Raw genomic sequence first — 23,885 nt, 5'->3', positions numbered from 1 at the left:
AGAAGATGGGAATTCATGTGATTGAAGGAAAAGTAGTAGGTCAGGAGATGAAAGTGGGAATCGTGGCAGCGCGGTTCAATGAATTTATTGTGAGCAAACTGCTCTCAGGTGCAGTGGACGGACTGGTGCGTCACGGCGTCGAAGAAGATGCGATTACTGCGGTCTGGGTTCCGGGGGCTTTCGAGATTCCGCTTATGGCTGAAAAAATGGCGCAGTCCGGGAAATATGATGCAGTTATCTGTGTAGGCGCAGTCATCCGTGGTTCAACAAGCCACTATGATTATGTGTGCAGCGAAGTTTCAAAGGGTATCGCATCTGTCAGTCTGAAGACGGGAGTGCCGGTATTGTTCGGTGTTGTGACAACAGAGAATATCGAGCAGGCAATCGAACGTGCAGGGACAAAAGCAGGCAATAAAGGATACGACTGTGCGTTGTCTGCGATTGAAATGGTCAACCTGATGAGGCAGCTCTGATATGCAGGATTACATCATTCTGGATTATGACGGAACGCTGCATGACACCATGCATATCTATAAGAGAGCGTTTCTGGAAACATATGCATGGCTTGTGCAGGAGGGTCGGGCAGAGGAGCAGGAATTTGCGGATGCGCAGATTTCCTGCTGGCTTGGCTATAACAGCAGAGTCATGTGGGATCGCTTTATGCCGGAACTGGAAGAATCCTTTAAGCTCCGGGCAAGTGCAAGGACAGGAGAGAGCATGGTAAGGCAGATTGCCGCCGGCAGAGCCGTGCTGTATCCGGGAGCCCGTGAAACGATGCGCACTCTTAAGGAACAGGGTTTTCGCCTTGTTTTCCTGAGCAACTGCAAGGAAGCATATATGGAAGCACATCGCGCCTGCTTTGGGCTGGACGCTTATTTCGACGCGTTTTACTGCTGCGAGACGTATTGTTTTATTCCCAAGGGTGAGATCATTCCGGAGATTATGAGGGAACATCCCGGAAGGTATCTGGCAGCGGGAGACCGTGGTTCGGATTATGAGGCGGCCAGACAGAATCAGATCCCGTTTATCGGCTGTACGTATGGATTTGGGACAGCCGAAGAATTGATTTGTGCTGACCGGCTGGCTAATGACGTATCCGAACTCCCAATCTGTGCAGAAAATCTATTGCATTCATAAAAATAACCAAAATTATCGTGAAAATTATGGTAATTTTGCGGAGAAAAATATGTTGAGAATATGGTGATTCTGTGCTAATATGAATTCATACAAGATGCGTACACGAGCACGCAATAAGTCAATGTTGTTTCATTTTGAAAAGGAGAGGAAATTATGACGTCAAAAGAGAGAGTACAGGCAGCGTTTGCCCACAAACAGCCAGACAAAGTTCCGGTGGACTTTGGTGGAATGTGCTGTTCCATGATCAATGCGATCGTGGTGAAAGACCTGAGAAACTACTACGGATTGGAAAACCGTCCGCCGAAGATCAATGATATGTCAACCATGACAGCATTCGTAGAGCCCGATCTGGCTGACTGCATGGGCTGTGATGTTCAGCAGCTTTACAATTACGGTGATACATACGGTCACATCAATACAGACTGGAAAGAATGGACATACCGCGGTGAGACTGTCCTGATTCCGAGCAATGCTGTCGTTAAGGACGACGGAAACGGCGGCTACTACGTATATCCGGAAGGAGACGACAGCTGTGCACCGAGCGGACATATGCCGGCAAACGGATTTTATTTCGATAACCTGACCCGTACACCCGAATTTGACGAGGACGAAGCAAATGCAGATGACAACGTAGAAGATTACACACGCGTGTCCGATGCACAGATCGCATACCACAAAAAAGTTCTGGATGAGGTGAAAGTATATAACCGCGCAATCCAGGTTGGACCGGGTTACTTCGGACTCGGCGATGCCAACAACATCCCGGGACCGAATCTGAAGAACCCGAAAGGTATCCGTGACATTTCCGAATGGTACATGGCTCCGCTTCTGTATCCGGAATATGTGGAAGAAGTATTCGAAAAAGGAACAGACATTGCGATCGAAAGCTTCAAGAAATACTGGGATGCGTTCGGCTCTGACATTGATGTGTTCTTCATCTGCGGTACAGACTTCGGAACACAGAGAGGTCCTTTCATTGATCCTGAGGTATTCAAAGAGTTCTATATGCCTTACTACAAAAAGATGAATGACTGGATCCATGAGAATACCACATGGAAGACACTGAAACACTGCTGCGGCGGAATTTTCCCGATTCTGCCATACCTGATCGAAGGAGGATTCGACGGAATCAACCCGGTACAGTGCTCTGCAGAGGGTATGGACCCGCAGAAGCTGAAAGACACTTACGGTAAAGACATCGTATTCTGGGGCGGCGGCGTCGATACTCAGAAAGTACTGCCGTTCGGAACTCCGGAAGAAGTGCGTGAGCAGGTTCTGGAGAGATTGGATATCTTCTCAAAAGACGGCGGATATGTCTGCAATACGATTCACAATATCCAGGCAAACACACCGATCCCGAACATCGTGGCTATGGTGGATGCGATCAAGGAATTTAACGGCGACAAATAGAATAGACAGATTAGTAACCGGTGCGGCAAATGCTGCACCGGTTTTTTTATACACTTTATCAATCTTCAGGAAGTCCGAAACAATTTTCGGAATTTCCCGGGCGTCATACCGACCCGCCCGCTAAACGATGTGATAAAGCTGCTCTCTGTTGTATAGCCTGTCTGAAAAGCAATCTGACTGACAGAATCAGAGGTTGTACGCAGCAGATATTTTGCATTATCTATTCTGGACAGAATGATATATTCGTGTGGTGAAGAACCGGTGGCACGCTTGAACAGTCTGGCAAAATGAAATGTGCTCAGTCCGACATTGGATGCAATATCATCCAGTGACAGTTGTTCTGAGAGATGGGTATGAATGTAATCAAGCGCGCCCTCAATGATCTGAGCTTTTTCTCCTGAAAGGGATTCATTCTGCGGCGCAATGATAATATCACTGAGCAGGGAATAGATGATCTGTGAAAATGAGATCTCAGAAACCATTTTGCTGTTGCGGCTGTCGCTTAACAGCAGCCGCATATAATGTGGCAGTGTGCTCCGCTCATCGACTGGAAAGACATTCCCCTGGTTTTGAACGATGTGGTCGTAGAGGGCCTGGGTGTTAGAACCGTCAAAGTGTACGTAAGAGAATTCACAGTATACAGGTGTGTCATATGCATGCCAGCGGTGACAGTTGATCAGCGCTGCATTTCCCTGGGTGACAAGCGTGTCGGTTTCGTGCGTCTGAATGTGCAGTGCGCCGTCCATGACGTACAGGAGAAGAAAATTCCCAAAGGTTTCACGGTTTACTTTATAATTCTGATCGGAGTAAAAATGTCCGCAGATTTCCACGTGAAAAAGCAGTGACTTTGCGAGCGATGTCGGTGTATGAAAAAAGTACTCGGACTGTTCCAGCAGTCCCGTTTCAAGACCTTGCATAGAGACCCCCTATAATGTAAGCAAGAAATCAAAGGTTTTTAGCAAATAATTGTAGTTTGAGAGCATGTCTTTCGATGATAACATAAGAAATGGTCATATATATTATAAAAAAGAAAAAACTCTGTGTCAAGGAAACCAAAGGATTGTGTAAGCAAGAAATAAAAGTTTTTGAGCAAGTGTGCGTATTTAATTTTTGGAATCCGGATGTATAATAGAGCTTGTAAACAGACAGAAAACAAAATAAGCAAATAACATAAGGAGTGAAAGCTACGATGAAAAAGACAGTACTTGGCATCATCGGCGGGGGCAATGTGGGACGTATTCACGCAAAAGATATTGTGACTTCCGTGCCGGAAGCAAAACTGCGATACGTCGCGGATGCCTATCCGGATGCTTACAACGAGTGGGCGAAAGCCAACGGCTGCCCGGAGGCGGTTACAGATTACAAGACAATTTTAAATGATCCCGAGGTTGATGCGGTTTTGATCTGCGCTCCGGCATCACTGCACGGACAGCTGATCCAAGAATGTGCAAGAGCTGGAAAGCATGTGTTCTGTGAAAAGCCGATTGATTACAGCATTGAGGCGATCAAAGAAGCCATCAGGACTGCAAAAGCATGTAAAATCAAGCTACAGCTTGGATACAACCGCAGATTTGACCATAATCATGCCACCGCTCGCCGGATGGTCGCAGAAGGTAAGATCGGGGAAGTGCGTCAGATAAAAATTACATCCCGCGATCCGCTGCCTCCGCCGCCAGAATATTTTGCAGCAGTCGGCGGATCTGCTGGCGGTATGTTCCTGGATACTTCCATCCATGATTTTGATATGGCGCGATTTATGGCGTGCGGTGCAGAAGTGACGGAGGTATATGCCACAGGTTCAGCAATGATTAACAAAGATCAGGAGACGACAGGCGGCGTCGATACGACCTCCGTGATCCTGAAATTTGATTCCGGAGCTATGGCAATCATTGATAACTGCTGGCAGTGTGCATACGGTTATGACCAGAGAATCGAGGTGTTTGGTTCAACGGGTGCAGTCAATGTTGCAAATGATACTGCAAGCACGGTGGTACTGGCGAATGAAGAGGGCCAGACAGCCGAGAAACCTCTGTTCTTCTATGTAAACCGGTATATTGCTTCCTATACGGATGAGATCCATGAATTTATCGATGCCATTGTCAATGACAAGCCGGTTCCGGTGAATGCAAAGGACGGTTATTATTCCGTATTGATTGCGAAAGCCTGCGATATTTCTCTGAAAGAAAAGCGTGTCGTAACAATGGCTGAGATGCTGGCATTATAAATTGGGAGGAAATACATTATGAGTATTAAAGTTGGTATTGCTCCGGATTCGTGGGGCGTATGGTTTCCGGAACATGAGAAACAGACTCCGTGGAGCCGCTGCATGGATGAGATGAGGGAAGCCGGTTATGACGGCGTTGAACTGGGACCGTGGGGATATTTTCCGAACAGAAATCCTGCGTTGGAGCAGGAGCTTAACAAACGCAGCCTGACGCTGGTTGCTGGAACAGTCGGCGGGGATTTTCTGAATGATACATCCGTAGACGAAATGTGCGGAACAATTGATGATATTGCAAATCTGCTTGGTGACTTTCCGGAAGCTAAATATATTGTGCTTCTTCCGGCGATGTATACGGATCTGGAGACCGGCGAACTGGTCATGGATCCGAATCTGACCGATGAACAGTGGGGCAAATATGTGAAGAATGTTCAGCGTGCCGCTGATCATGTAGAAAGACACGGGCTGATTGGAACATTCCATCCTCATGTAGACTGCCATGTACAGACAGAAGAGCAGATTGAGCGTTTGCTGACAGATACGGATGTCATGCTTTGCTTTGACACAGGCCATCACGTATACGGAGGCGGAGAACCGATCGCATTTTACCGAAAACATGCAGAGCGCATCCCCTATATCCATATCAAGGACTGTGACCTGGCAGTGAAGGCTGAGATGGACCAAAAGAAATGGTCCTTTGCCAAAGCGGTGACTGAAGATATCATGGTGGAACCCGGAAGAGGAAGCATTGATTTTGAAAAGCTGCACGATGCACTTGTCGAGAAGAATTATGATGGCTGGGTTGTTGTCGAGCAGGATTTATTCCCGGTCAAATCTTTTGAGGTCCCGCTTCCGATTGCAAAACGCGGACGTGAGAATCTGCGAAAGGCCGGATTTTAATAAGATAAGAAAACGGGAGAAAACGTCTGTTCATATACTGAACAGGCGTTTTTCATTTTAAAAATCAAACGCGGCCTTGAAAAACAGCATGGAGTATATTTGCGGCTGCAGACAGAACGGTGTTTATATACATCGTAATTTTTTGTATAGATTATTCGTATCTATAGTATAGACATCGACAGATTGGTGCTTTGGCCAGTCTGTAATATGAAAATTTACTGACAATTCCTAAAAAGCCGATCGTTTTTATGGAATATCACACCTCCGAAAAGCGGATCCGTAGTCTATACAGTGCAGGCGGTATCAGTTTGTGGCGGCTGCGCCTGCCTTCTCTCAATCAAAAATCAAAATAGCTGATCTCCAATAAGTCGATGTCTATTCCAGCATGGAAATGTCTTTCACCACATCTCTGCTGAAGCGTGAAATCACCGTATGAATAGACGACTTCAGCGTTTCTGTTTTCATCTGATATCCTATATTCAAAATTAATATCTGAAAAATTGCATCTGCATCCATATTGCCTGCGTATGTTCTGCCTGATATGCGTCAGGGCGGGATATAAAATAGCGCATCGTGTACCTTTGTACATCGTTTCGGTTTTGCAATGAGAGTTATAAAATAACATAGGGTGATGTGTATGCGTAAATCGCAGGATATTTATGATTTTAAGGCGTTGGGACAGGCGATTAAAAGAGAGCGGGAGGCCAGAGGCTGGACACGTGAGCAGCTAAGTGAAAAGATTGATCTGGCTCCCAGGTATATTATGTCCATTGAGAATGAAGGGCAGCATCCGAGTCTGCAGAAGTTCTATGAATTTGTGACGCTGTTTCAGCTCTCTGTGGATGAGTTCTTTTTTCCGGACGCCAATGTGAAAAGAGGGACAAGGAGGCTGCAGCTGGATGCTCTGCTGGACGAGATGAGTGAGTCTGAGCTGATTGTCATGAGTGCCGCGGCCAGAGGCGTGATGGAAGCTTCCTGTACTGTGGATGAGAAAAAAGTAAGATCCGAAATGGCAGAAACAGTCATTGAACTGCTGCAGGAAGCAGGAATTGTAAGGGAGGAAATATGCTGCAGGATCAGATCTGAGAATAACATGTCTGTATTAAAACACTGGCTTCGAAATGCTGCCAGGGCGGTCAGTGTGGAAGAATTTGTTGAAACTTCTGGAATTCTAAAACAGCATGGGATATAATGTTTGGAGAGTATGCGAGAATTTTGAAATTTTACGACATAGAAGGGAGTTGGCAGATAATGGCAACGATAAAGGATGTGGCAAAGCTGGCAGGTGTATCGATCGCTACAGTATCCAACGTACTCAACGGCAAGGTATCCGCAGAAAGTGAAAAATACAGACTGGTGCAGGAGGCAGTGAGGGAACTGAATTACCGGCCGAACTACAATGCGCAGAATCTGAAGAAAGGGAAAACAAAACTGATCGGCGTTTTGCTTCCGGAGCTGGAGTCTCCGTATCAGGATATTTATTTTGGAATGTGCAAGATTTTTGAGGGCAAACAGTATTATCCGATACTGAAGCTGACAGGAAATGATTATCTGCTGGAGCAGGATATGCTGCAGTCATACCTGGATATGGGAGTTTCAGGAATTATTGCAGTTCCGGCAAGGCCGCAGGCGAGCAGTGTATATAAAGAGATTGAAAAAAGAAAAATACCGCTCGTTGTGGTTGAGCGGAGACTGGAAGGAATAGACTGCAACTATGTCGTCTTTGACAATGCAACGCTGATTCGCCATCAGGTGCAGGAGTTTCAGGGAAAATGGAAACCGGAGGAGATACTTCTGCTGCACAGAAAGGGATATTACACTTCAGACGAGGACTTCCGGCGCGGTTTTTTGCAGTCAGGGCAGGGCATGGAGGAAAATATTATTGCAGTCAGCAGTGAATGTGACGAATCCTTTAAAAAAGTTTATGAACAGTTTGTTGCGAGAAAAGATGGAATCCGGTGTGTTCTGACGTCGACGCTGGGGCTTGCCAGGGTCACTTATGAGGTGGCCGAGATGCTGAAGCAGGAGGTTCAGATCTATGCGCTGGCGGACGACGGCTGGAATATGCACAATGTATATAAAAACATTCATACGATCAAACGTGACATGATCATGGCCGGCATGAAGGCGGGACAGATGATTGCGGAACAGGAGGAACACCAGGGGGATATCCAGACGTTTTACCTGAAGCGCAAGCCACCTGAGAAAAAGACCGAGGTTTATGTATCAGACTCTAAAAAGGAACTGAAGGTTCTGGCACTGGACAGCGAAGCGACTGACGTTCTGGAAAAATTATCGGTTGCTGTCGACGCGGGGAGTAATCTGCACGTGACATATGACAAAAAATCATATGCAGAATTGAAGGAAGCGCTCGACCGGGAGATGGCAAGTCCGGTGTGCAACTATGATATTGTGATGATCGATAAGCCGTGGCTTCCGCATTACACCAGCCAGGAGTTTCTGTATGAGCTGAGGAGGGATCTTGGACAGGATATGCTTAAGCAGTATCCGGAGGTGATCCGCAAGAGCTTTTCGCCCTATGATAAACGACGCTGTGTGCTGCCGGTGATATCAAGCATACAGGCAATTTACTATCGAAAAGACTGGTTCGAGGATCTGGACACGAAAGCTGCATTTCAGGGACAGTACGGGGTGCCGCTGGCGCTTCCCAGAAGCTGGAAAGAATACAACATGATCTGTGAGTTTTTTACCAGAGAGTTCAACCCGGATTCACCGTTTGAATATGGAACGACGATTAACAGCGCGGATAAGCTTAGCCTGGTATCGGAATTCTACCCGAGGCAATGGGCTTTTAACGGGACTGTGGTAGACCGGTGGGGGGATGTTGTGCTGAGCCAGGATGGAAATGTCCGCGCGCTTAATAACCTCAGGGAGACTTACCGTTTTTGCAAGCGGGAGACACAATATGAGACGATGGATGATGAAATGTTCTCAGCGATACTCCACGGAGAAGTGGCTATGGTCATGGGATATGCTTCGCATTACAATCCGCAGAAATATAAAGAACAGACATGTGCCCATCTTCTCGGCGTAACACGGGTCCCCAAGGGGAAGTCTATGCTGGGCGGTTACTGTATGGGGATCAACAACAAATCTCACAATATCAGGGAGGCGTGTGAATATCTGCGCTGGATGATCAGCGATGAGATGAGTATCGCCAATATGCGCATGAATGGATGTATTCCGACATATGCAGTCTACAATCATACGGGGCTGCGGCTGAAATATCCATGGATGGATCTGGTCAGTCAATCGTTTGCAAACGGCGGTTCCAGAGACAAGGTGATAGCGGCAGACGGCAAACAGATACTGCCGGAAGCAGTGGATAATGTGTTGGGAGAGATGCTGATAGAGGCTTTGAATTCGAACCGTGAAACAGAAGAATTGCTGTCTGAGGCAGAAGAAAAAGTATTAAAAATGATTGAAAACAGTTTTGAAACGTTTTAATAAAACAATTCGCTGTTTATGACGGGTAAAAATATTGTGACAGCTTAAGGGGCTTGTTATGATTGTTGCAGAAACAATGATAACAGGCTCTTTATGTTTCAAAAATATATAAGGAGGCAGATAATGAGTAAAGTTCGTTGGGGTCTGGTGGGGCCAGGATGGGTAGCAGAAAGATTTGCAGAGGGTCTGACGTATACGGATGCTGCAGTTCTGGAAGCGGTCGCATCGAAGACTTCACTGGAAGAGGCACGGGAGTTTGCAAAAAGGCACGGTATCAAAAAGGCTTACGGAAGCTATGAAGAGTTTCTGGCAGATAAGGAAATTGATATTGTGTATGTTTCAATCCTGAATCCGGCACATAAGCAGATGGTACTGGACTGCTTCAAGGCAGGAAAACCGGTTGTATGTGAAAAACCTTTTGCACTGAATGCAAAGGAGACAGAAGAAATGATTCAGGCGGCCCGGGAAGCAGATCTGTTCCTTATGGAAGCCATGTGGAGCAGATTCCTTCCGGTAGTGAAGACAATCAGACAGTGGCTGAGAGAAGGCCGCGTCGGAAAAGTAAAATACGTGAGAGCAGATAACGGATTCCTGTTTGAGGATCACACGACACGGCAGTTTGACCGCAAAGCCGGCGGCGGAGCAATGATGGAGCTGGGTGTATATGCCATTTCCTTTGCTTCTATGGTATTGGGATATGAGCCTGCCCAGATCAAGAGTCTGGCAGCAATCGGAGATACAGAGGTGGATGAACAGTCGGTAATCACGATGCGCTATCCGGGAAATGAGATCGCAATCTTAAGCTGTACGATGCTGGCAGAGACGCCGCAGGAAGCATGGATCGTGGGAGACGAAGGTGTGATCCGCCTGAAAAAAGCTTTCATGAATGCTGACACAGTGAGACTGGAGGCAGAATCCAAGCTGACTGATGATCCGACGATCGTGGAAGAAATCAACATTCCGATTGACGGACCCGGATACCGGTACGAGGCGGAAGAAGCAATGCGCTGCCTGCAGCAGGGCAAGAAGGAAAGTGATATCCTCCCGCTTGCCGAGACACTCGGTGTTATGAAAATCATGGATACTGTGAGGGAACAGTGGGGACTGAAATACCCGCAGGAAATATGAAAAAGGAGAAATCTTACCATGAAAAAACAAAAATACTTTGATATCACTGAGATTTATGCAGATATTGAAGCGAAAGACAAATTTGATATGGGTGACATCCTCACAAAATATGAGGACTATGGATTCAGCCACAGATGGATTCAGCCGCCGGTAGCATGCTACTTTGTCAATACGCTGGATGCTCACGGAAATGTAAACGTTGCACCGATCAGTATGGGAACTGCTATGTGGGGCGAACCATCCGATTGCGCGTGGTACTACTGCTTTGATGTACATAACAGACGCCAGACAAGAAGAAATCTGGACATCAACCAGGAGTGTGTCATCAGCTACTACCCATTCGAACTGATGCAGGAAAGCTGGATCACGGGTATGCCGATTCCTCACGGTATCAGTGAACTGGATGTTGCAAAACTGACACCATTTGAATCTAAGAAAGTAGCACCGCCATGTATCATGGAATGTGTGTCTAACCTGGAAGTTAAGATTCTTGACAGATATCCTCTGAGCAACAACACACTGTATATCGGTAAAGTTGTGGGATGCCACGTTCAGAAAGACCTTCTGGAACGCGACATGAAGATCGAAGACGAGCCGGGACTGGCCGGAGCTGACCTTGTGTATGAGTGCTCCATCACAGGTGATACTCCTCGTCTGAACTACGGTCGTCTGAAAATGAAAAAGAGACATCGTACAGATGACAATCTGGGTGATAAGAAACGCTGGATCGGTAACTTCTCCACATGGATGGAAAGTGAAGAAGAAAGAGGCCGTATCTCAAAGAAAGAACATGAAAAACTTCTGGAGCTTAACAAACTGTGGCTGATGAATCCGGATCCTGTGAAAAATAAAGCAGTGAAAGATGAACTGACAGATATGCTCAGAGACGTATGCTGGAGAAAAGTTGACTAACTGCCCGGGACTTTTAGAGAAAGGATACATGAAATCATGGGAAGAAAGAAACCAACGGTTACCGATATCAGAGCATTAAAAATACTGGTGGTTTCTTGACATAAACCTAATACTCTTCTCTCCGGAGAGTCCTCCTGCGGGGATTCTTCGGACAGTAAAAAAATGGTTATCTCCCCGCGGTATTTGGGGGATGAGAAAGGAAGATTTGGATGGAGGGAAAAGAAAACACGACGCCTGCACTTGAACTGCGGCACATATCAAAATCATTTCCTGGTGTCAAGGCTTTGAGTGATGTGAGTTTTGCTGTGGAAAAGGGAAAAGTTCATGTTTTGGTAGGGGAAAACGGAGCAGGTAAATCGACACTGATCAAAATCATCAATGGGATTTACAGCGCCGATGAAGGTGAAATATTCATGTTCGGTGAAAAGATCACGCATGCTTCACCGAAACTGATGAGAGAAAAAGGCATAGCGACGATCCACCAGGAGTTGAGTCCGGTAAGAGATCTGACGATAGCAGAAAATATTTTCCTCGGACGTGAACCTCAGAAAAAGAGTAGATTTATTGACTGGAAGAAACTGTATTCAGATGCACAGCAACTGATCGATGAATTTGGATTTGGCTACAAAGCCAGGACAAAGATGCGCGAGCTGACAGTGTCTGATATGCAGATCATCGAGATTATCAAAGCGGTATCGATGAATGCAAAAGTCGTGATCATGGATGAGCCGACTTCTTCAATCACGGAAGGTGAGGTGCGAACCCTGTTTAAACAGGTGAACCGTCTCAGGGATTCCGGGATCAGCATCATCTATATCACGCATAAGATGGATGAAATTATGGAAATTGGGGATGACGCGTCCATTTTGCGGGACGGTCAGCTGATTTCTACACATAAAGTTCAGGATTTGACAAAGGATCAGATTATTACCAAAATGGTTGGACGGGAGATGAAAGACGTCTATCCGGTTAAAACGGCAGTTCCGGGTGAGATTGTGCTGGAACTCAAGAATCTGAATAAAAAAGGTTCCTTTGAAAACATTAATCTTTCGCTGCGCAAGGGTGAGATACTGGGAATGGCCGGACTGGTTGGAGCCGGACGGACAGAGGTATTCAGGACTGTCTTTGGACTGGACCAGTTGGACAGCGGTGAAATCTTGTATGAGGGAAAACCGCTCAACGTCACAAAAACCCGGGATGCGATCCACGCTGGCATCATGATGGTATCGGAAGACCGGAAAGGGGAAGGTCTGGTGCTGTGCCGTTCTGTCGGTGAAAATATTGCTCTGCCGAACCTGAATAGCTATGCGAAAGCAGAGTTTATCAATAAGAAGAAGGAAAAAGCGGATTCCACGGAAATGAAAGAGACCCTGAATATTAAGACACCGACGCTGGATACACCGGCGGGATCCTTAAGCGGCGGCAATCAGCAGAAGATCGTCATTGCGAAATGGCTGCTGCATAAGCCAAAAGTGCTGATCATGGATGAGCCGACACGGGGCATTGACGTAGGCGCGAGGTATGAGATTTATAAGATCATGTGTGACCTCGCAGAACAGGGAGTTGGAATCGTGATGATATCTTCTGATCTTCCGGAAATTATAGGAATCTGTGACCGGGCGATCATAATGAGCGAAGGGCATATCACCGGTGAAGTGCCGAGAAATGAGTTTTCTCAGGAGTATATCATGTCGTTTGCAGTAGGAGGGAATAACTAATGAATACAAAATCAAAACAATTTAATCTCGCAAATTTTTACAGTAAATACGGGATTTTTCTTCTGTTTGTTCTGATGTTCCTGCTGATGTCGGTCACGAACAAAAACTTTTTATCGGTGGTCAACATCACGAATGTCTCCAGACAGATTGTGGTCATCACGATTCTGGCATGCGGCGAGCAGCTGATGATCATTGCCGGACTGATCGACCTTTCAGTTGGTTCTGTACTGGCATTGGCAGGATGTGTTTCTGCATCTGTGGTCGTAAACACAGGAAACGCTCCGCTGGCAATTCTTGTGGGCCTGGTGGTAGGGCTTCTCTGCGGAGCTGTCAACGGTGGAATTCTCGTATTATTTGATATTCCGCCTTTTATCACAACACTTGCCACGATGATGATGGCGCGTGGAGCTGTCTTTGTGTTTACGGATGGTGTACCGATCTCTCAGCTGGGAGAAAAGTATACATGGATCGGACAGGGGAATATCGGTCCGGTTCCGGTTTCGGTTCTCGTCATGGTGGTTGCTCTGATTATCACATGGACGATCTTAAACCAGACGAAGACGGGACGCTACATATATGCAGTGGGAGGCAATCAGGATGCTGCAAATGCCTCCGGTATCAGTACACGCATGATCAAGTTTTTTGCCTGCGCATTTTCCGGACTGATGGCGGGTCTTGCGGGGGTACTCCTGACGGCTCGTATGAATTCCGGACAGCCGATCGCAGGTGAGACATATGAGATGGATGCCATCACGGCTGTTATTGTCGGCGGTACTTCGATGTCAGGCGGCATCGGAAATATACCGGGAACACTGATCGGTTCCTGTATCATCGGTATCATTAAGAACTTTATGAATCTGCAGAATATTTCATCATACTGGCAGAAAATCGTTCAGGGTATCATCGTATGTATTGCAGTTATTATCGATGTAAGAGTTCGTAAATCAAAAGCGAAAGCTTAGATTTTATACAGGGGTTGAAAACAAAAAACAAAACAAAAAGTAAAAACAGGAGGTATTTTAGGATGAAAAAGATGTTAGCATTACTTATGGCGATGAGTTTGATTGGTGCAAGCCTGATCGGATGTGGTTCCGGTAAAGGCGGAGAAGATGCGGCGGCAACTAACAGTGATACGCAGGCAGCCGAAAACACGGATGCACAGGATGAAGAAGGTGGATCAGAGGAAGGCGGGGCGTATACATTTGGCTTTATCACGCTGGCAGACAGTGATGTATGGTGTAAATCAGTATGTACCGCATTTCAGGATTATGTAGCACAGACGTATCCGGATTGCAAGGTAGTGACAGCGGATGGAAACTCCGATGCCAACCTGCAGATTCAGGCTGTTGAGAACTTTATCGCACAGCAGGTTGACGTGATCGTTCTGCAGCCGGCAGACGCAGATGCGGCAGGACCGGCGGTAGAGGCGGCAAATGCAGCGGGAATTCCGGTAATCTGCAGTGCGATCAAGGCAAACAGCGGTGAATATACCTATGTTGGTCCGGAGAATCTGGAAGCGGGTAAAATGCATGCAGAGTATGTAATGGAAAACTGTGAACCGGGTGCGAAAATCCTGTATCTGCAGGGAACAGCCGGACTGAATCACTCCACAGACCGTTACAACGGCTTTATTGATACGCTGGACGACGCAGGCTTTGATTATGAGCTTTTGGCGGCTCAGGACGGTGACTATCTGAGGACAGAGGGACTTCGTATCATGGAGGACTGGATCCAGAAGTTCCCGGAATTTGATGCAGTAGTTTCTTCCAATGACCAGATGGCACTCGGTGCGATTGAAGCACTGAAAGGCGCCGGCATTGAAGGTACCATCGTGCTGGGTCTTGACGCTACAGATGATGCAAGAGCAGAGATCAAGGCAGGTACAATGGCGGGCTCCCTGAAACAGGATGCTGTTGCGATCGGAAAGGCTTCTGCAGACTGCAGTTTTCGCGTAGCCGGAGGAGAAAAGATTGAAGACGAGTATGTACCATTCGTAATGATCACAAAAGATAATGTTGATACCGAATAAAACAGACGGAAAGAGAGAATGAAGTAACATGAGCATTGTAGACATTATGAAGGAAAGAATGAGTTTCTCATTCGAAGTATTTCCTCCCAAGCCGGAGCAGCCGATGGAACCGCTTCTGGATACACTGTCTCACCTGTATGAATTTCAGCCTGATTTTATCAGCTGTACTTATGGAGCAGGCGGTACAAACGTAGGGCGGAATGTTGAAGTGTGCAAGGCGATTCAGGATTCGGGAAAATCTATTGCGGTAACACATTTCACATGCATCGGAAATACCAGAGAAGGTGTGAAGGAACAGTTGGATCACTATCTGGAGCTGGGGGTAAACCATATCCTGGCACTGCGCGGCGATTTGCCGGCGGGCTGGGAAGGCACACGGGGCGACTTTCATTATGCCAGTGACCTTGTGTCTTATATCCGGGAAGAATTCGGAGATAAATTCACGATTGCGATGGCAGGAGATCCCGAAAAACATATTCAGTGTCCGACTGAGGAAGAAGATATTGCACATCTGAAGATCAAACAGGATGCCGGGGCTGACTATATGATGACTCAGCTGTGCTTCGACGTGAAAGCGTTCGAGGTGTGGAGAGATAAGATTCAAAAAGCCGGCGTACATCTTCCGATTGATATTGGATTGATGCCGGTGCTGAACAAGGATGCGACGATCCGGATGGCACTGTCCATGAACGGATGCTCGATCCCGAAAGAGCTTGCGCGTATCATCAGCAAATATTATGATGATCCCGAGGGATTCCGTAAAGCAGGCATGGAATATACCGTAAATCAGATCTTTGAATATATGAATGCCGGAATTGACGGACTTCATATCTATGCATTGAACAAATGGGAAGCTGTGACGGACATTATCAATATGGCAGGAATCCGGACGCAGCATAAGAATTAATACGTTCACCAATAATAATTATAGATACGCTTCTTTTTGAAGGAGGCGCCAGTATCCACTGCGGAACTGGCGTCTTCTTTGCTGTGTTACTATTCACAGCCCACCACCCACATGCGCATTCGTCGCCCCTTTGAGGCTCCAGTCTCGCTCCTTACGGAGCTAAGACTGCTTATGTGGGTGGAGTTCCTGCTTCGCAGGCTTGATATGGATGTACAGTCATCCTCTTACATGTAAGCATGACGAGTCTGTCTATATATCCATATCAGCTGTGAATAGTAACTTCGCTGTGCAAAAAAAATAAAATTCCTGTTGACAATCAGGCAGCTTAGATGTATTATTGTATTAAGAACTTAGTACAACAGTACAATAATACAGGAGGTGAAAGAATGGCATGGAAACTGGATTCCGGACGGCCGATTTACGCCCAGCTGGTGGAGCGTGTGGAACTCGCTATTATCGCTGGCTGTTATAAAGCGGGTGATAAACTACCGTCTGTGAGGGAAATGGCAGTTGAAGCGGGAGTCAATCCGAACACGATGCAAAAGGCAATGTCAGAACTGGAGAGAAGCGGTCTTGTTCATTCAGAACGGACCAGCGGGAGATTCATAACAGAGGATGGGCATATGATAGAAAAGATGAGGGAAGATCTGGCAGCAGCACAGATCAAAGAGTTTATGGAAAAGATGAATCAGATGGGGTTTAAGAAAGAAGAGATCCTTAAATTAATTCAGAAGACCCTGGAGGAGGGAAAAAAATGAGTACAATTTTAGAATGCCGGGGGCTGTCAAAACGGTATGGCCAGAAACTGGCGCTGGATCATGTAGAACTCACCCTGGAATCCGGAAGAATCATCGGTCTGCTCGGTCCGAATGGAAGCGGAAAGACGACTTTGATTAAACTGATCAATGACCTGCTGGCGCCGTCGGAAGGTACACTGCAGATTGATGGAAATGTTCCGGGAGTGGAGACAAAAAAGATCGTTTCCTATCTTCCGGAAAGGACATATCTGGATGAAAATCAGAGGGTTTCGGATGCCATTGATTTTTTCGTGGACTTCTACGAGGACTTTGACAGAAGCCGTGCGATGGGAATGCTGGAACGTTTATCCATCGATCCTTCTGCGAGGATCAAGACACTTTCAAAAGGCACCAGAGAAAAGGTGCAGCTGATACTGGTCATGAGCAGAAGAGCGAAGCTCTATTGCCTGGATGAACCGATCGCAGGTGTTGATCCAGCGGCAAGAGACTATATTCTGGATACGATCATCAACAACTACGATGAAAATGCAACGATTTTAATATCTACACACCTGATCTCTGACGTGGAAAACATTCTGGACGAAGTGATCTTCATTCAGGAGGGGCATATCCGTATGCAGACGGATGTCGATGACATTCGGGTAAAACAGGGAAAATCGGTAGATGAGTTATTCAGGGAGGTGTTCAGATGTTAGGGAAATTATTGAAACATGAGTGGAAATCCGCATCCAGAACCCTGCTGGTTGTTCATGGCATAGTGCTTTTATTCGCAATTCTCACCAGAATCTCTCTGGCAGTGAGCGGAGGACTGGAAAGTGACTCCCTGCTGGTAGGGCTGATGATCATGCTCAGTGTTATGGTGATTTTTACCGCAGTGATCTTTACCATGATTTTTGTGGGATTCCGGTTCTATAAGAGTGTGTTTACGGATCAGGGTTATCTGACTAACACACTTCCCGTAACGCCGCAGCAGATTATGGTTTCCAAAGGACTGGTGGGAGTCATCTGGGAAGTACTTGATTTCATGATTGTAATTGCAGCAGTCCTGATTCTGGTAGCAAACGGGGAAGTATTCCGTGATATGGGGACGATCATTCATGAAGCGTTCAGATTTCTGTTCAGCGGAGATGCTTCATTAGGCGTATGGCTCACTCTGATTTCCCTGGTACTGGCGCCATTTGCGATCGTTATCGAGATGTATGTGTCAGTTGCAGTGGGAAACCTGCTTTCCGGACATAAAGTGCTCGGTGCCGTGGGCGCGTTTGTTGCGATCAGTACGGTTCAGCAGATCATTGCAACGATTACAATGGGACTTACCAGCTACAAGGCATTTGCAGTTAAGAGCGAGGTTGAAGCCAATTCCGTTTCGCTTCATGCAAATGCACTGGAGGTAATGGATACGACCATGTTGGTCAGCCTGATCATCATCATCGTATTTATGGTAGCAGGATATTTCGTCACAAAATACATTATGACGAAGAGATTGAATCTTCAGTAGCAGGGACTAATTGAATACAGAATATCAGTTGGCAGAATTCGAAAAAGTTTTATTTTTCGAATTCTGTTTTTTTGTCTTGACATCTGAATATTGTATTGCTATACTTCTTATAAAGATGTGGTAATACCACCGAACCACCGAACCATAGGGTGGCAGGGTGAGCAGAAAGGAGAATCATTTGTGAACAGAAAAGATGACATGCTGATACTGGAACGCGCCGGGGAGGATGAAAAGTCCTATCTGAATGCGGTAACGCCTCCGATTTTTATGAATTCCCTGCACGTATTCGACACTTTTGAGGAATATCATGACGTGGATGTGTTTGAAAAAAATCAATTTTATTATGGACGTGCGTCTAATCCAACCACCAGTATTGCAGAAGAAAAGATTGCAGAACTTGAACACGGTTCACGGGCTGTTATGTTTTCCAGCGGAATGGCGGCGGCTTCGGCGGCTATTCTGGCAGTTTGTGAGGCGGGAAGCCATATTATCTGCATGAAGGATGTTTACCAGCCGGTAAAACGTTTCCTGAATTTCTATTGTATTCCCAAACTGCATATGAAGGTCACTTATTTAAAGGGGACGGATTTGAATGAAATGGAAGCTGCGATCAGGAAAGACACGGCATTGATCATTCTTGAGAGTCCTGCGACCTTCATATATACCGTTGTGGACCTGAGGGCGATTGCGGAATTAGCCGGACGCCATCGGGTGAAAACATATATAGACAATACATACTGCACGCCATTATTTCAAAAGCCGCTCGACTACGGAATTGATATCGTTATGCACACATTGACGAAGTACCTGGGGGGACACAGTGACCTGATGGGAGGAGTACTGGTTTCCAAGGATGAAGAACTTATGCGCAGGATCATGAATCAGATCCGGGAATGGCTTGGGGGAGTCATCGGACCTATGGAATCCTGGCTTGTGATCAGAGGTATGCGCACGCTGGATCTCAGGATGAGAAGACATCAGGAGACAGCACAGGCAGTGGCAGAATATCTGGAAGGTCATCCGAAAGTAAAGAGAGTTTATTATCCCGGTTTAAAATCCCATCCTCAGTTTGAGCTGATACAGAAGCAGCAGAGCGGGAGTTCAGGACTGATGAGCCTGGAACTGAATGCACCGGCGGATGATTCGCTGAGATTTGTAGATGCTCTGAAGCTGTTCAGAAAAGGGTGTTCATGGGGGGGCTTTGAAAGTCTGGCCATGGTACCGTTATACTATTTGGAACAGGAGGAACTGGATTTTCTTAATATTGAAAGGGGGTTGATTCGCATGCATTGCGGGCTGGAAGGAACAGAGAATCTTCTGGAGGATTTACAGCAGGCGTTAGAGGTCATTGGAAACTAAAAGGAGGCAGAATATGAAAGAAGGTATGAAAAAAGCGGCAGCATGGGTATTGGCAGGATGTTTAGGAATCAGTCTGCTGGCGGGATGCGGAAAAGACGGTAGTCAGAACGAAGGTACGGGTAAAGCGGGAGAAAGTGAAACGGTGTCACTGCGTTTCCTGGATACTTCACCGAGTGATGTGCGGCAGGCATATTTTGAAGATGTATTTTCAAGAGTAAAAGAAGACATGGGAATCGAGATTACATATGAAAGCACCCCACTTGAGGATGCGGCGAATAAGATCATGGTTATGGCTACGTCCAATTCCCTGCCGGATATTGTGACGGCTCAGGACAACTGGCTCGGACAGTTCACGTCTTCCGAATGGATTCTTCCGCTGGATGAATATCTGAGCGGGCAGGAGGATAAGTTTGCAGATACTGTAACAAAGATTGTCTGGGCAAATCAGAAAGAGATGTATGGCAATATCTATACTGTACCGGACGGTATGATGGTAAAAGGCATTTATATCAGAAAGGACTGGTGTGAGGAAGCTGGAATCAATATCGAAGATCTCAGAGACTGGACATATGATGATTATTTTGAAGTGATCGAGAAGCTGACAAATGCAGACAAGAAACAGTATGGGATGACCTATCGCGGGACAAGAGGCGCTTTTGATGTCATCATGACTTATCTGCAGGGGTTTACAGGGGGACGTACTTACGACGAGGAGGGAAATTGTCTCCTCAATTCGGATGAATGTCTGGAAGCCTTTGAAAAATTTACGAGTATGTATAAAGAGGGGTATGCCCCGGAAGAATCCATTAACTGGGGATTTGTGGAAATGGTAGACAATTTCTGCGGAGGCCTTACGGGAACACTGAACAATGATTCCGAAGTTGTAGTGTCCTGCCAGAACAGTATGGACGACAGCAAATGGACGGTACTTCCGATACCATCCAGTACAAAAGACGGAAAGATCTATAATACAGTGAATGCTCCGTATTCTTATACGATCTCAAAAGACTGCAGCAACCGGGAAGCCGCCTGGAAGGTGATTGAATATTTGTCACAGCCGGAGAACAATATCGAGTACTGCAAACAGGTCGGCATGATTCCGGTAATGAAAGAAGTCGGAGATGACCCGTTATATGGGGAAGACGGCATATATGCTGCATTTGTGGAACAGCTGAACAATCCGAATATGGTAGTTCCGACTGGATATGGTCCGTTCGACAGTACAGATTTACAGCAGGGACCTCTTTACGAGGAGATACAGAAATATCTTCTGGGCGAGCAGGACGCTGAGACTGCGCTTGATACGATCTGCGGATTGCTGGAGGAACGGATGAAAACGTATCTGGATGAGAATGAGGGTGCGGTTGTAGACACTCCAAAAACGATGCAGTAAAGCTACAATTGGATTTTAATTATACAGCTTCCTGTTGCAGGAAGCTGTATTCGTAAAAGGAGGTATTCAAATGGCGCAAAAAAGCACCCGGAAAATACCGGCTCATAAAAGAGGGTGGAATCACACAAAAAGGATGATGGAACCATATACTCTTTTAATGCCGGTATTGGTTCTGCTGCTCATTGTGTTTGCGGTTCCGCTGGTAAACAGTTTTATTATGGCGTTTCAGCAGTATAAACTGGGATCTGCAGATATTCATTTTAACGGGCTTGATAATTTCAGGAAACTGTTTTCGGATGAGAATCTGGGGCTGATACTGAAAAACACGGTGATCTATGTGTTTTGCTCGGTTGCAGGGCAGTTTCTTCTTGGGATGGCACTTGCTCTGGCACTCTGGAAAAAATTCAGGGGACGCGGGATTTATCAGTCCATCGTCTTTCTGCCGTGGGCATTCTCGGCTTTTGTAGTCGGTTTAATGTTTCGGTGGTCGTTCAACGGAGAGTATGGGGTAGTCAATGATCTCTTGATGAAGCTTGGCATGATAGATAAGAATATAGCCTGGCTGGGAACACCGGGATATTCATTGTTTGTGGTCATACTTGCCATGATCTGGATCGGCGTTCCCTTCTTTGCAATTATGATTCTGGCTGCACTGCAGTCAATTCCGTCAGATATTTTTGAGGCTGCGAGTATTGACGGTGCAGGCGCGGTAAAGAAGTTCTTCCGGATCACGGTACCCTATATCAAACCAACGATTATTATGACATTGCTGCTAAGAACGATCTGGATTTTAAATTCCTTTGATTTGATCGTTGTAATAACGAATGGAGGCCCCGCCAATTATTCCATGACATTGCCGACTTATATGTACACGAGGGCATTCTCAGGTTACGATTTTGGGTTCGCATCTGCGATCGGGGTACTGTTGATGACAGCACTGATGCTATACACGCTGGTATTTCTGAAAGTGACAAATTATGAGGAGGGGATGTAGATGAGCAGTAGACAAAAGAGAGGTGCGGCAGTCGTTTTACGGGTATTTATCCTGAGCTTTTTCCTTCTGTTTGTGATGCTGCCGATTTACTGGATGGCCATTACATCTTTTAAACCGCATGAGGAAATCATTAATACACAGCTGGTCACTTATTTTCCACACACGTTCACGCTGGATAATTACCGGGATCTATTTAAGATCTTCAGCTATGGTGACTTTCTCAGAAACAGCATCATACTGTCGGTATCGACTGCTGTCGCGGTAACGATTCTTTCCATTTTCGGCGGATATGGACTGGCACGTTACAGATTCCGTGGGAAGACCCCGATGCTGTTATTTTTTCTGATTACCCAGATGGTGCCTGGAATACTGGTGATTATTCCACTGTATACCGTCTATGCAAAAATGGGGATTATTGCAAATGTTCCGCATCTTGGACTGTGGATTTTTTATGTGATCACGAATCTGCCGTTCTGTGTGATAACAATGAGAAGCTTTTTTGAGGGGATACCTTATTCGCTGGAAGAGGCCGCGATGGTAGATGGGTGTTCCAGGATGAGAAGCCTGCGGAAGGTGATCTTACCGGTCATGTTTCCGGGAATCGTCGCAGTGTTTGTATTTGCGTTTATCGGGGCGTGGAATGAACTGATTGCAGGTATTATTTTTACAAGTGAGCCGTCGGCATGGACGATACCGGTTGGGCTTAAGAGCCTGATCGGCAAAAACAATGTGAAATGGGGAGCCATGATGGCAGGAGGAATGCTTGCACTGGTTCCGACGGCGGTCATGTTTATGATCGTGCAGAAATACGTGGTGGAAGGGCTGACAGCAGGTTCTGTAAAAGAGTAAGCCCGAAAATGTGAAATGGAGGAACGGTATGGCAAAAGTTTCATTACATAATATTAAAAAAGTATATGGAAAGGATGTTGTAGCAGTCCATGACTTTAATCTGGAAATCGATGATAAAGAATTTATAGTTCTGGTAGGCCCGTCCGGATGCGGAAAATCTACGACACTTCGTATGGTTGCAGGACTGGAAGAGATCAGCAGCGGCGAACTGTATATAGGAGAGGAGCTGGTCAATGAACTTGCACCTAAGGACCGGGACATTGCGATGGTGTTTCAGAACTATGCGTTGTATCCGCATATGACGGTCTATGAAAATATGGCGTTCGCGCTGAAACTGCGAAAGGAGAAAAAGGCGGACATTGATAAAAAAGTACGCGAGGCAGCTGAAATACTGGGAATTACCGATTATCTGAAGCGAAAACCCAAAGAGCTCTCCGGAGGTCAGCGGCAGCGGGTAGCGATCGGGCGTGCGATCGTAAGAGAACCGCGGGTTTTTCTTATGGACGAGCCGCTTTCGAATCTCGATGCAAAGCTCAGAAATCAGATGAGGGCGGAGATCATGAAACTGCGGCAGAAAATCAATACAACTTTTTTGTATGTTACACATGACCAGACGGAAGCAATGACACTGGGAGACCGTATTGTGATTATGAAAGATGGATTTATTCAGCAGATTGGTACGCCGCAGGAAGTATTCAACCATCCCAAAAACCTTTTTGTAGCAGGATTTATCGGCAGTCCTCAGATGAATTTCCTTGACGGCAATCTTATAAGGAATGGGAAACAATATGTGCTGGAAGTGCTGAATACAAGTATTGTCTTGCCGGATGGGATCGCCGGACGCCTGAGCAGGCAAAACCAAAGAGATCGGAAGGTAACGGTGGGAATCCGACCGGAACACATAAGGCTGTCAGATACCAACGAGGGTGAAAACATGACGGGCATATCAGACGTTTGGGAGATGATGGGAAGTGAAGTACATATTCATTTGACGGCGGACGAAAAAGAGTTTATCATTAGGGTACCCGTGACGGAATTGTCTGATGAATATAAGGGCAGTATGCAGTATGGAGAGACATTACGTTTTCAGATTAACAAAGAACTGCTCCATTTATTTGACGTAGAAACGGGTGAAAATCTTGTCTAATATACCATATGTTGGTATAATGATAACAGTTTATCGTGTTATCTTATATATGGAATT

22 protein-coding genes are annotated in these 23,885 nt (G+C 46.2%); 21 read left to right on the top strand and 1 reads right to left on the bottom strand.

All coding sequences use genetic code 11. The features are described from left to right. Positions 1-11 precede the first annotated feature (11 nt). The 3 genes from ribH (at position 12) to NQ502_RS03475 (ending at position 2,547) form a co-directional block, all read left to right on the top strand. Complete coding sequence (gene ribH / locus NQ502_RS03485; protein ID WP_456115059.1) at positions 12-473, top strand: 6,7-dimethyl-8-ribityllumazine synthase; 462 nt, start codon at positions 12-14, stop codon at positions 471-473. 1 nt (position 474) lies between these two features. Beyond that, entirely contained in the window at positions 475-1,137 is a 663-nt protein-coding gene (locus NQ502_RS03480) for an HAD family hydrolase (RefSeq protein ID WP_028530005.1), read from the top strand. Positions 1,138-1,290: 153 nt separating this feature from the next. Further along, positions 1,291-2,547, top strand: coding sequence for a uroporphyrinogen decarboxylase family protein (locus tag NQ502_RS03475; RefSeq protein WP_044983580.1), 1,257 nt, complete (start codon positions 1,291-1,293; stop codon positions 2,545-2,547). A gap of 65 nt (positions 2,548-2,612) precedes the next feature. Here the strand turns inward: NQ502_RS03475 and NQ502_RS03470 are convergent, their stop codons facing one another. Then, positions 2,613-3,464: an AraC family transcriptional regulator gene (locus NQ502_RS03470; protein WP_028530007.1), complete on the bottom strand. Its 852-nt coding sequence runs from the start codon at positions 3,462-3,464 to the stop codon at positions 2,613-2,615. A gap of 272 nt (positions 3,465-3,736) precedes the next feature. On the opposite strand from NQ502_RS03470, the gene iolG reads away from it, so the two are divergent. The 18 genes from iolG (at position 3,737) to NQ502_RS03380 (ending at position 23,828) form a co-directional block, all read left to right on the top strand. Next, positions 3,737-4,771 (top strand): inositol 2-dehydrogenase, encoded by a 1,035-nt coding sequence (gene iolG, locus NQ502_RS03465; RefSeq protein WP_028530008.1) that lies wholly within the window; start codon positions 3,737-3,739, stop codon positions 4,769-4,771. Between the two features lie 18 nt (positions 4,772-4,789). Then, positions 4,790-5,668 carry a sugar phosphate isomerase/epimerase family protein gene (locus NQ502_RS03460; protein ID WP_049898438.1) on the top strand — a complete coding sequence of 293 codons (879 nt, stop codon included), beginning with the start codon at positions 4,790-4,792 and terminating at the stop codon, positions 5,666-5,668. 637 nt (positions 5,669-6,305) lie between these two features. Continuing rightward, a complete protein-coding gene (locus NQ502_RS19375) occupies positions 6,306-6,860 on the top strand; it encodes a helix-turn-helix domain-containing protein (RefSeq protein WP_187374529.1) in 555 nt (184 codons plus the stop codon). A 59-nt stretch (positions 6,861-6,919) separates the two neighbouring features. Then, complete coding sequence (locus tag NQ502_RS03450) at positions 6,920-9,136, top strand: extracellular solute-binding protein (protein WP_028530010.1); 2,217 nt, start codon at positions 6,920-6,922, stop codon at positions 9,134-9,136. Positions 9,137-9,259: 123 nt separating this feature from the next. Continuing rightward, positions 9,260-10,264 (top strand): Gfo/Idh/MocA family protein, encoded by a 1,005-nt coding sequence (locus NQ502_RS03445; RefSeq protein ID WP_028530011.1) that lies wholly within the window; start codon positions 9,260-9,262, stop codon positions 10,262-10,264. 18 nt (positions 10,265-10,282) lie between these two features. Beyond that, complete coding sequence (locus tag NQ502_RS03440) at positions 10,283-11,176, top strand: flavin reductase family protein (RefSeq protein WP_028530012.1); 894 nt, start codon at positions 10,283-10,285, stop codon at positions 11,174-11,176. 209 nt (positions 11,177-11,385) lie between these two features. Further along, the gene (locus tag NQ502_RS03435) at positions 11,386-12,894 is read left to right on the top strand and encodes a sugar ABC transporter ATP-binding protein (protein WP_044983581.1); all 1,509 of its coding nucleotides are present in this window, start codon (positions 11,386-11,388) and stop codon (positions 12,892-12,894) included. Next, complete coding sequence (locus tag NQ502_RS03430; protein ID WP_028530014.1) at positions 12,894-13,856, top strand: ABC transporter permease; 963 nt, start codon at positions 12,894-12,896, stop codon at positions 13,854-13,856. Before NQ502_RS03435 ends, NQ502_RS03430 begins: the two co-directional genes overlap by 1 nt. Before the next feature lie 62 nt (positions 13,857-13,918). Continuing rightward, positions 13,919-14,923 carry a sugar ABC transporter substrate-binding protein gene (locus NQ502_RS03425; protein WP_028530015.1) on the top strand — a complete coding sequence of 335 codons (1,005 nt, stop codon included), beginning with the start codon at positions 13,919-13,921 and terminating at the stop codon, positions 14,921-14,923. A gap of 28 nt (positions 14,924-14,951) precedes the next feature. Continuing rightward, entirely contained in the window at positions 14,952-15,830 is an 879-nt protein-coding gene (locus NQ502_RS03420) for a methylenetetrahydrofolate reductase (RefSeq protein ID WP_028530016.1), read from the top strand. Between the two features lie 386 nt (positions 15,831-16,216). Beyond that, positions 16,217-16,588 (top strand): GntR family transcriptional regulator, encoded by a 372-nt coding sequence (locus NQ502_RS03415; protein ID WP_028529480.1) that lies wholly within the window; start codon positions 16,217-16,219, stop codon positions 16,586-16,588. Next, a complete protein-coding gene (locus NQ502_RS03410; protein ID WP_028529481.1) occupies positions 16,585-17,283 on the top strand; it encodes an ABC transporter ATP-binding protein in 699 nt (232 codons plus the stop codon). Before NQ502_RS03415 ends, NQ502_RS03410 begins: the two co-directional genes overlap by 4 nt. After that, on the top strand, positions 17,277-18,086 hold the full coding sequence (locus NQ502_RS03405) for a hypothetical protein (RefSeq protein ID WP_028529482.1): 810 nt from the start codon (positions 17,277-17,279) through the stop codon (positions 18,084-18,086). Before NQ502_RS03410 ends, NQ502_RS03405 begins: the two co-directional genes overlap by 7 nt. 180 nt (positions 18,087-18,266) lie before the next feature. Further along, positions 18,267-19,445, top strand: coding sequence for a trans-sulfuration enzyme family protein (locus NQ502_RS03400; RefSeq protein ID WP_341349429.1), 1,179 nt, complete (start codon positions 18,267-18,269; stop codon positions 19,443-19,445). Positions 19,446-19,458: 13 nt separating this feature from the next. Then, entirely contained in the window at positions 19,459-20,838 is a 1,380-nt protein-coding gene (locus NQ502_RS03395) for an ABC transporter substrate-binding protein (protein WP_044983446.1), read from the top strand. Between the two features lie 70 nt (positions 20,839-20,908). Further along, positions 20,909-21,832 carry a carbohydrate ABC transporter permease gene (locus NQ502_RS03390; RefSeq protein ID WP_049898316.1) on the top strand — a complete coding sequence of 308 codons (924 nt, stop codon included), beginning with the start codon at positions 20,909-20,911 and terminating at the stop codon, positions 21,830-21,832. Further along, complete coding sequence (locus tag NQ502_RS03385; protein WP_028529486.1) at positions 21,833-22,681, top strand: carbohydrate ABC transporter permease; 849 nt, start codon at positions 21,833-21,835, stop codon at positions 22,679-22,681. It abuts the gene before it with no gap. Positions 22,682-22,709: 28 nt separating this feature from the next. Then, on the top strand, positions 22,710-23,828 hold the full coding sequence (locus NQ502_RS03380) for an ABC transporter ATP-binding protein (RefSeq protein ID WP_028529487.1): 1,119 nt from the start codon (positions 22,710-22,712) through the stop codon (positions 23,826-23,828). The last annotated feature ends 57 nt before the right edge of the window (positions 23,829-23,885 follow it).

The organism is Ruminococcus gauvreauii, from assembly GCF_025151995.1.
Classification (GTDB): domain Bacteria; phylum Bacillota; class Clostridia; order Lachnospirales; family Lachnospiraceae; genus Ruminococcus_G; species Ruminococcus_G gauvreauii.
The sequence above is the reverse complement of the archived record's forward strand: the minus strand, read 5'-3'. Positions and strand labels throughout refer to the sequence as shown.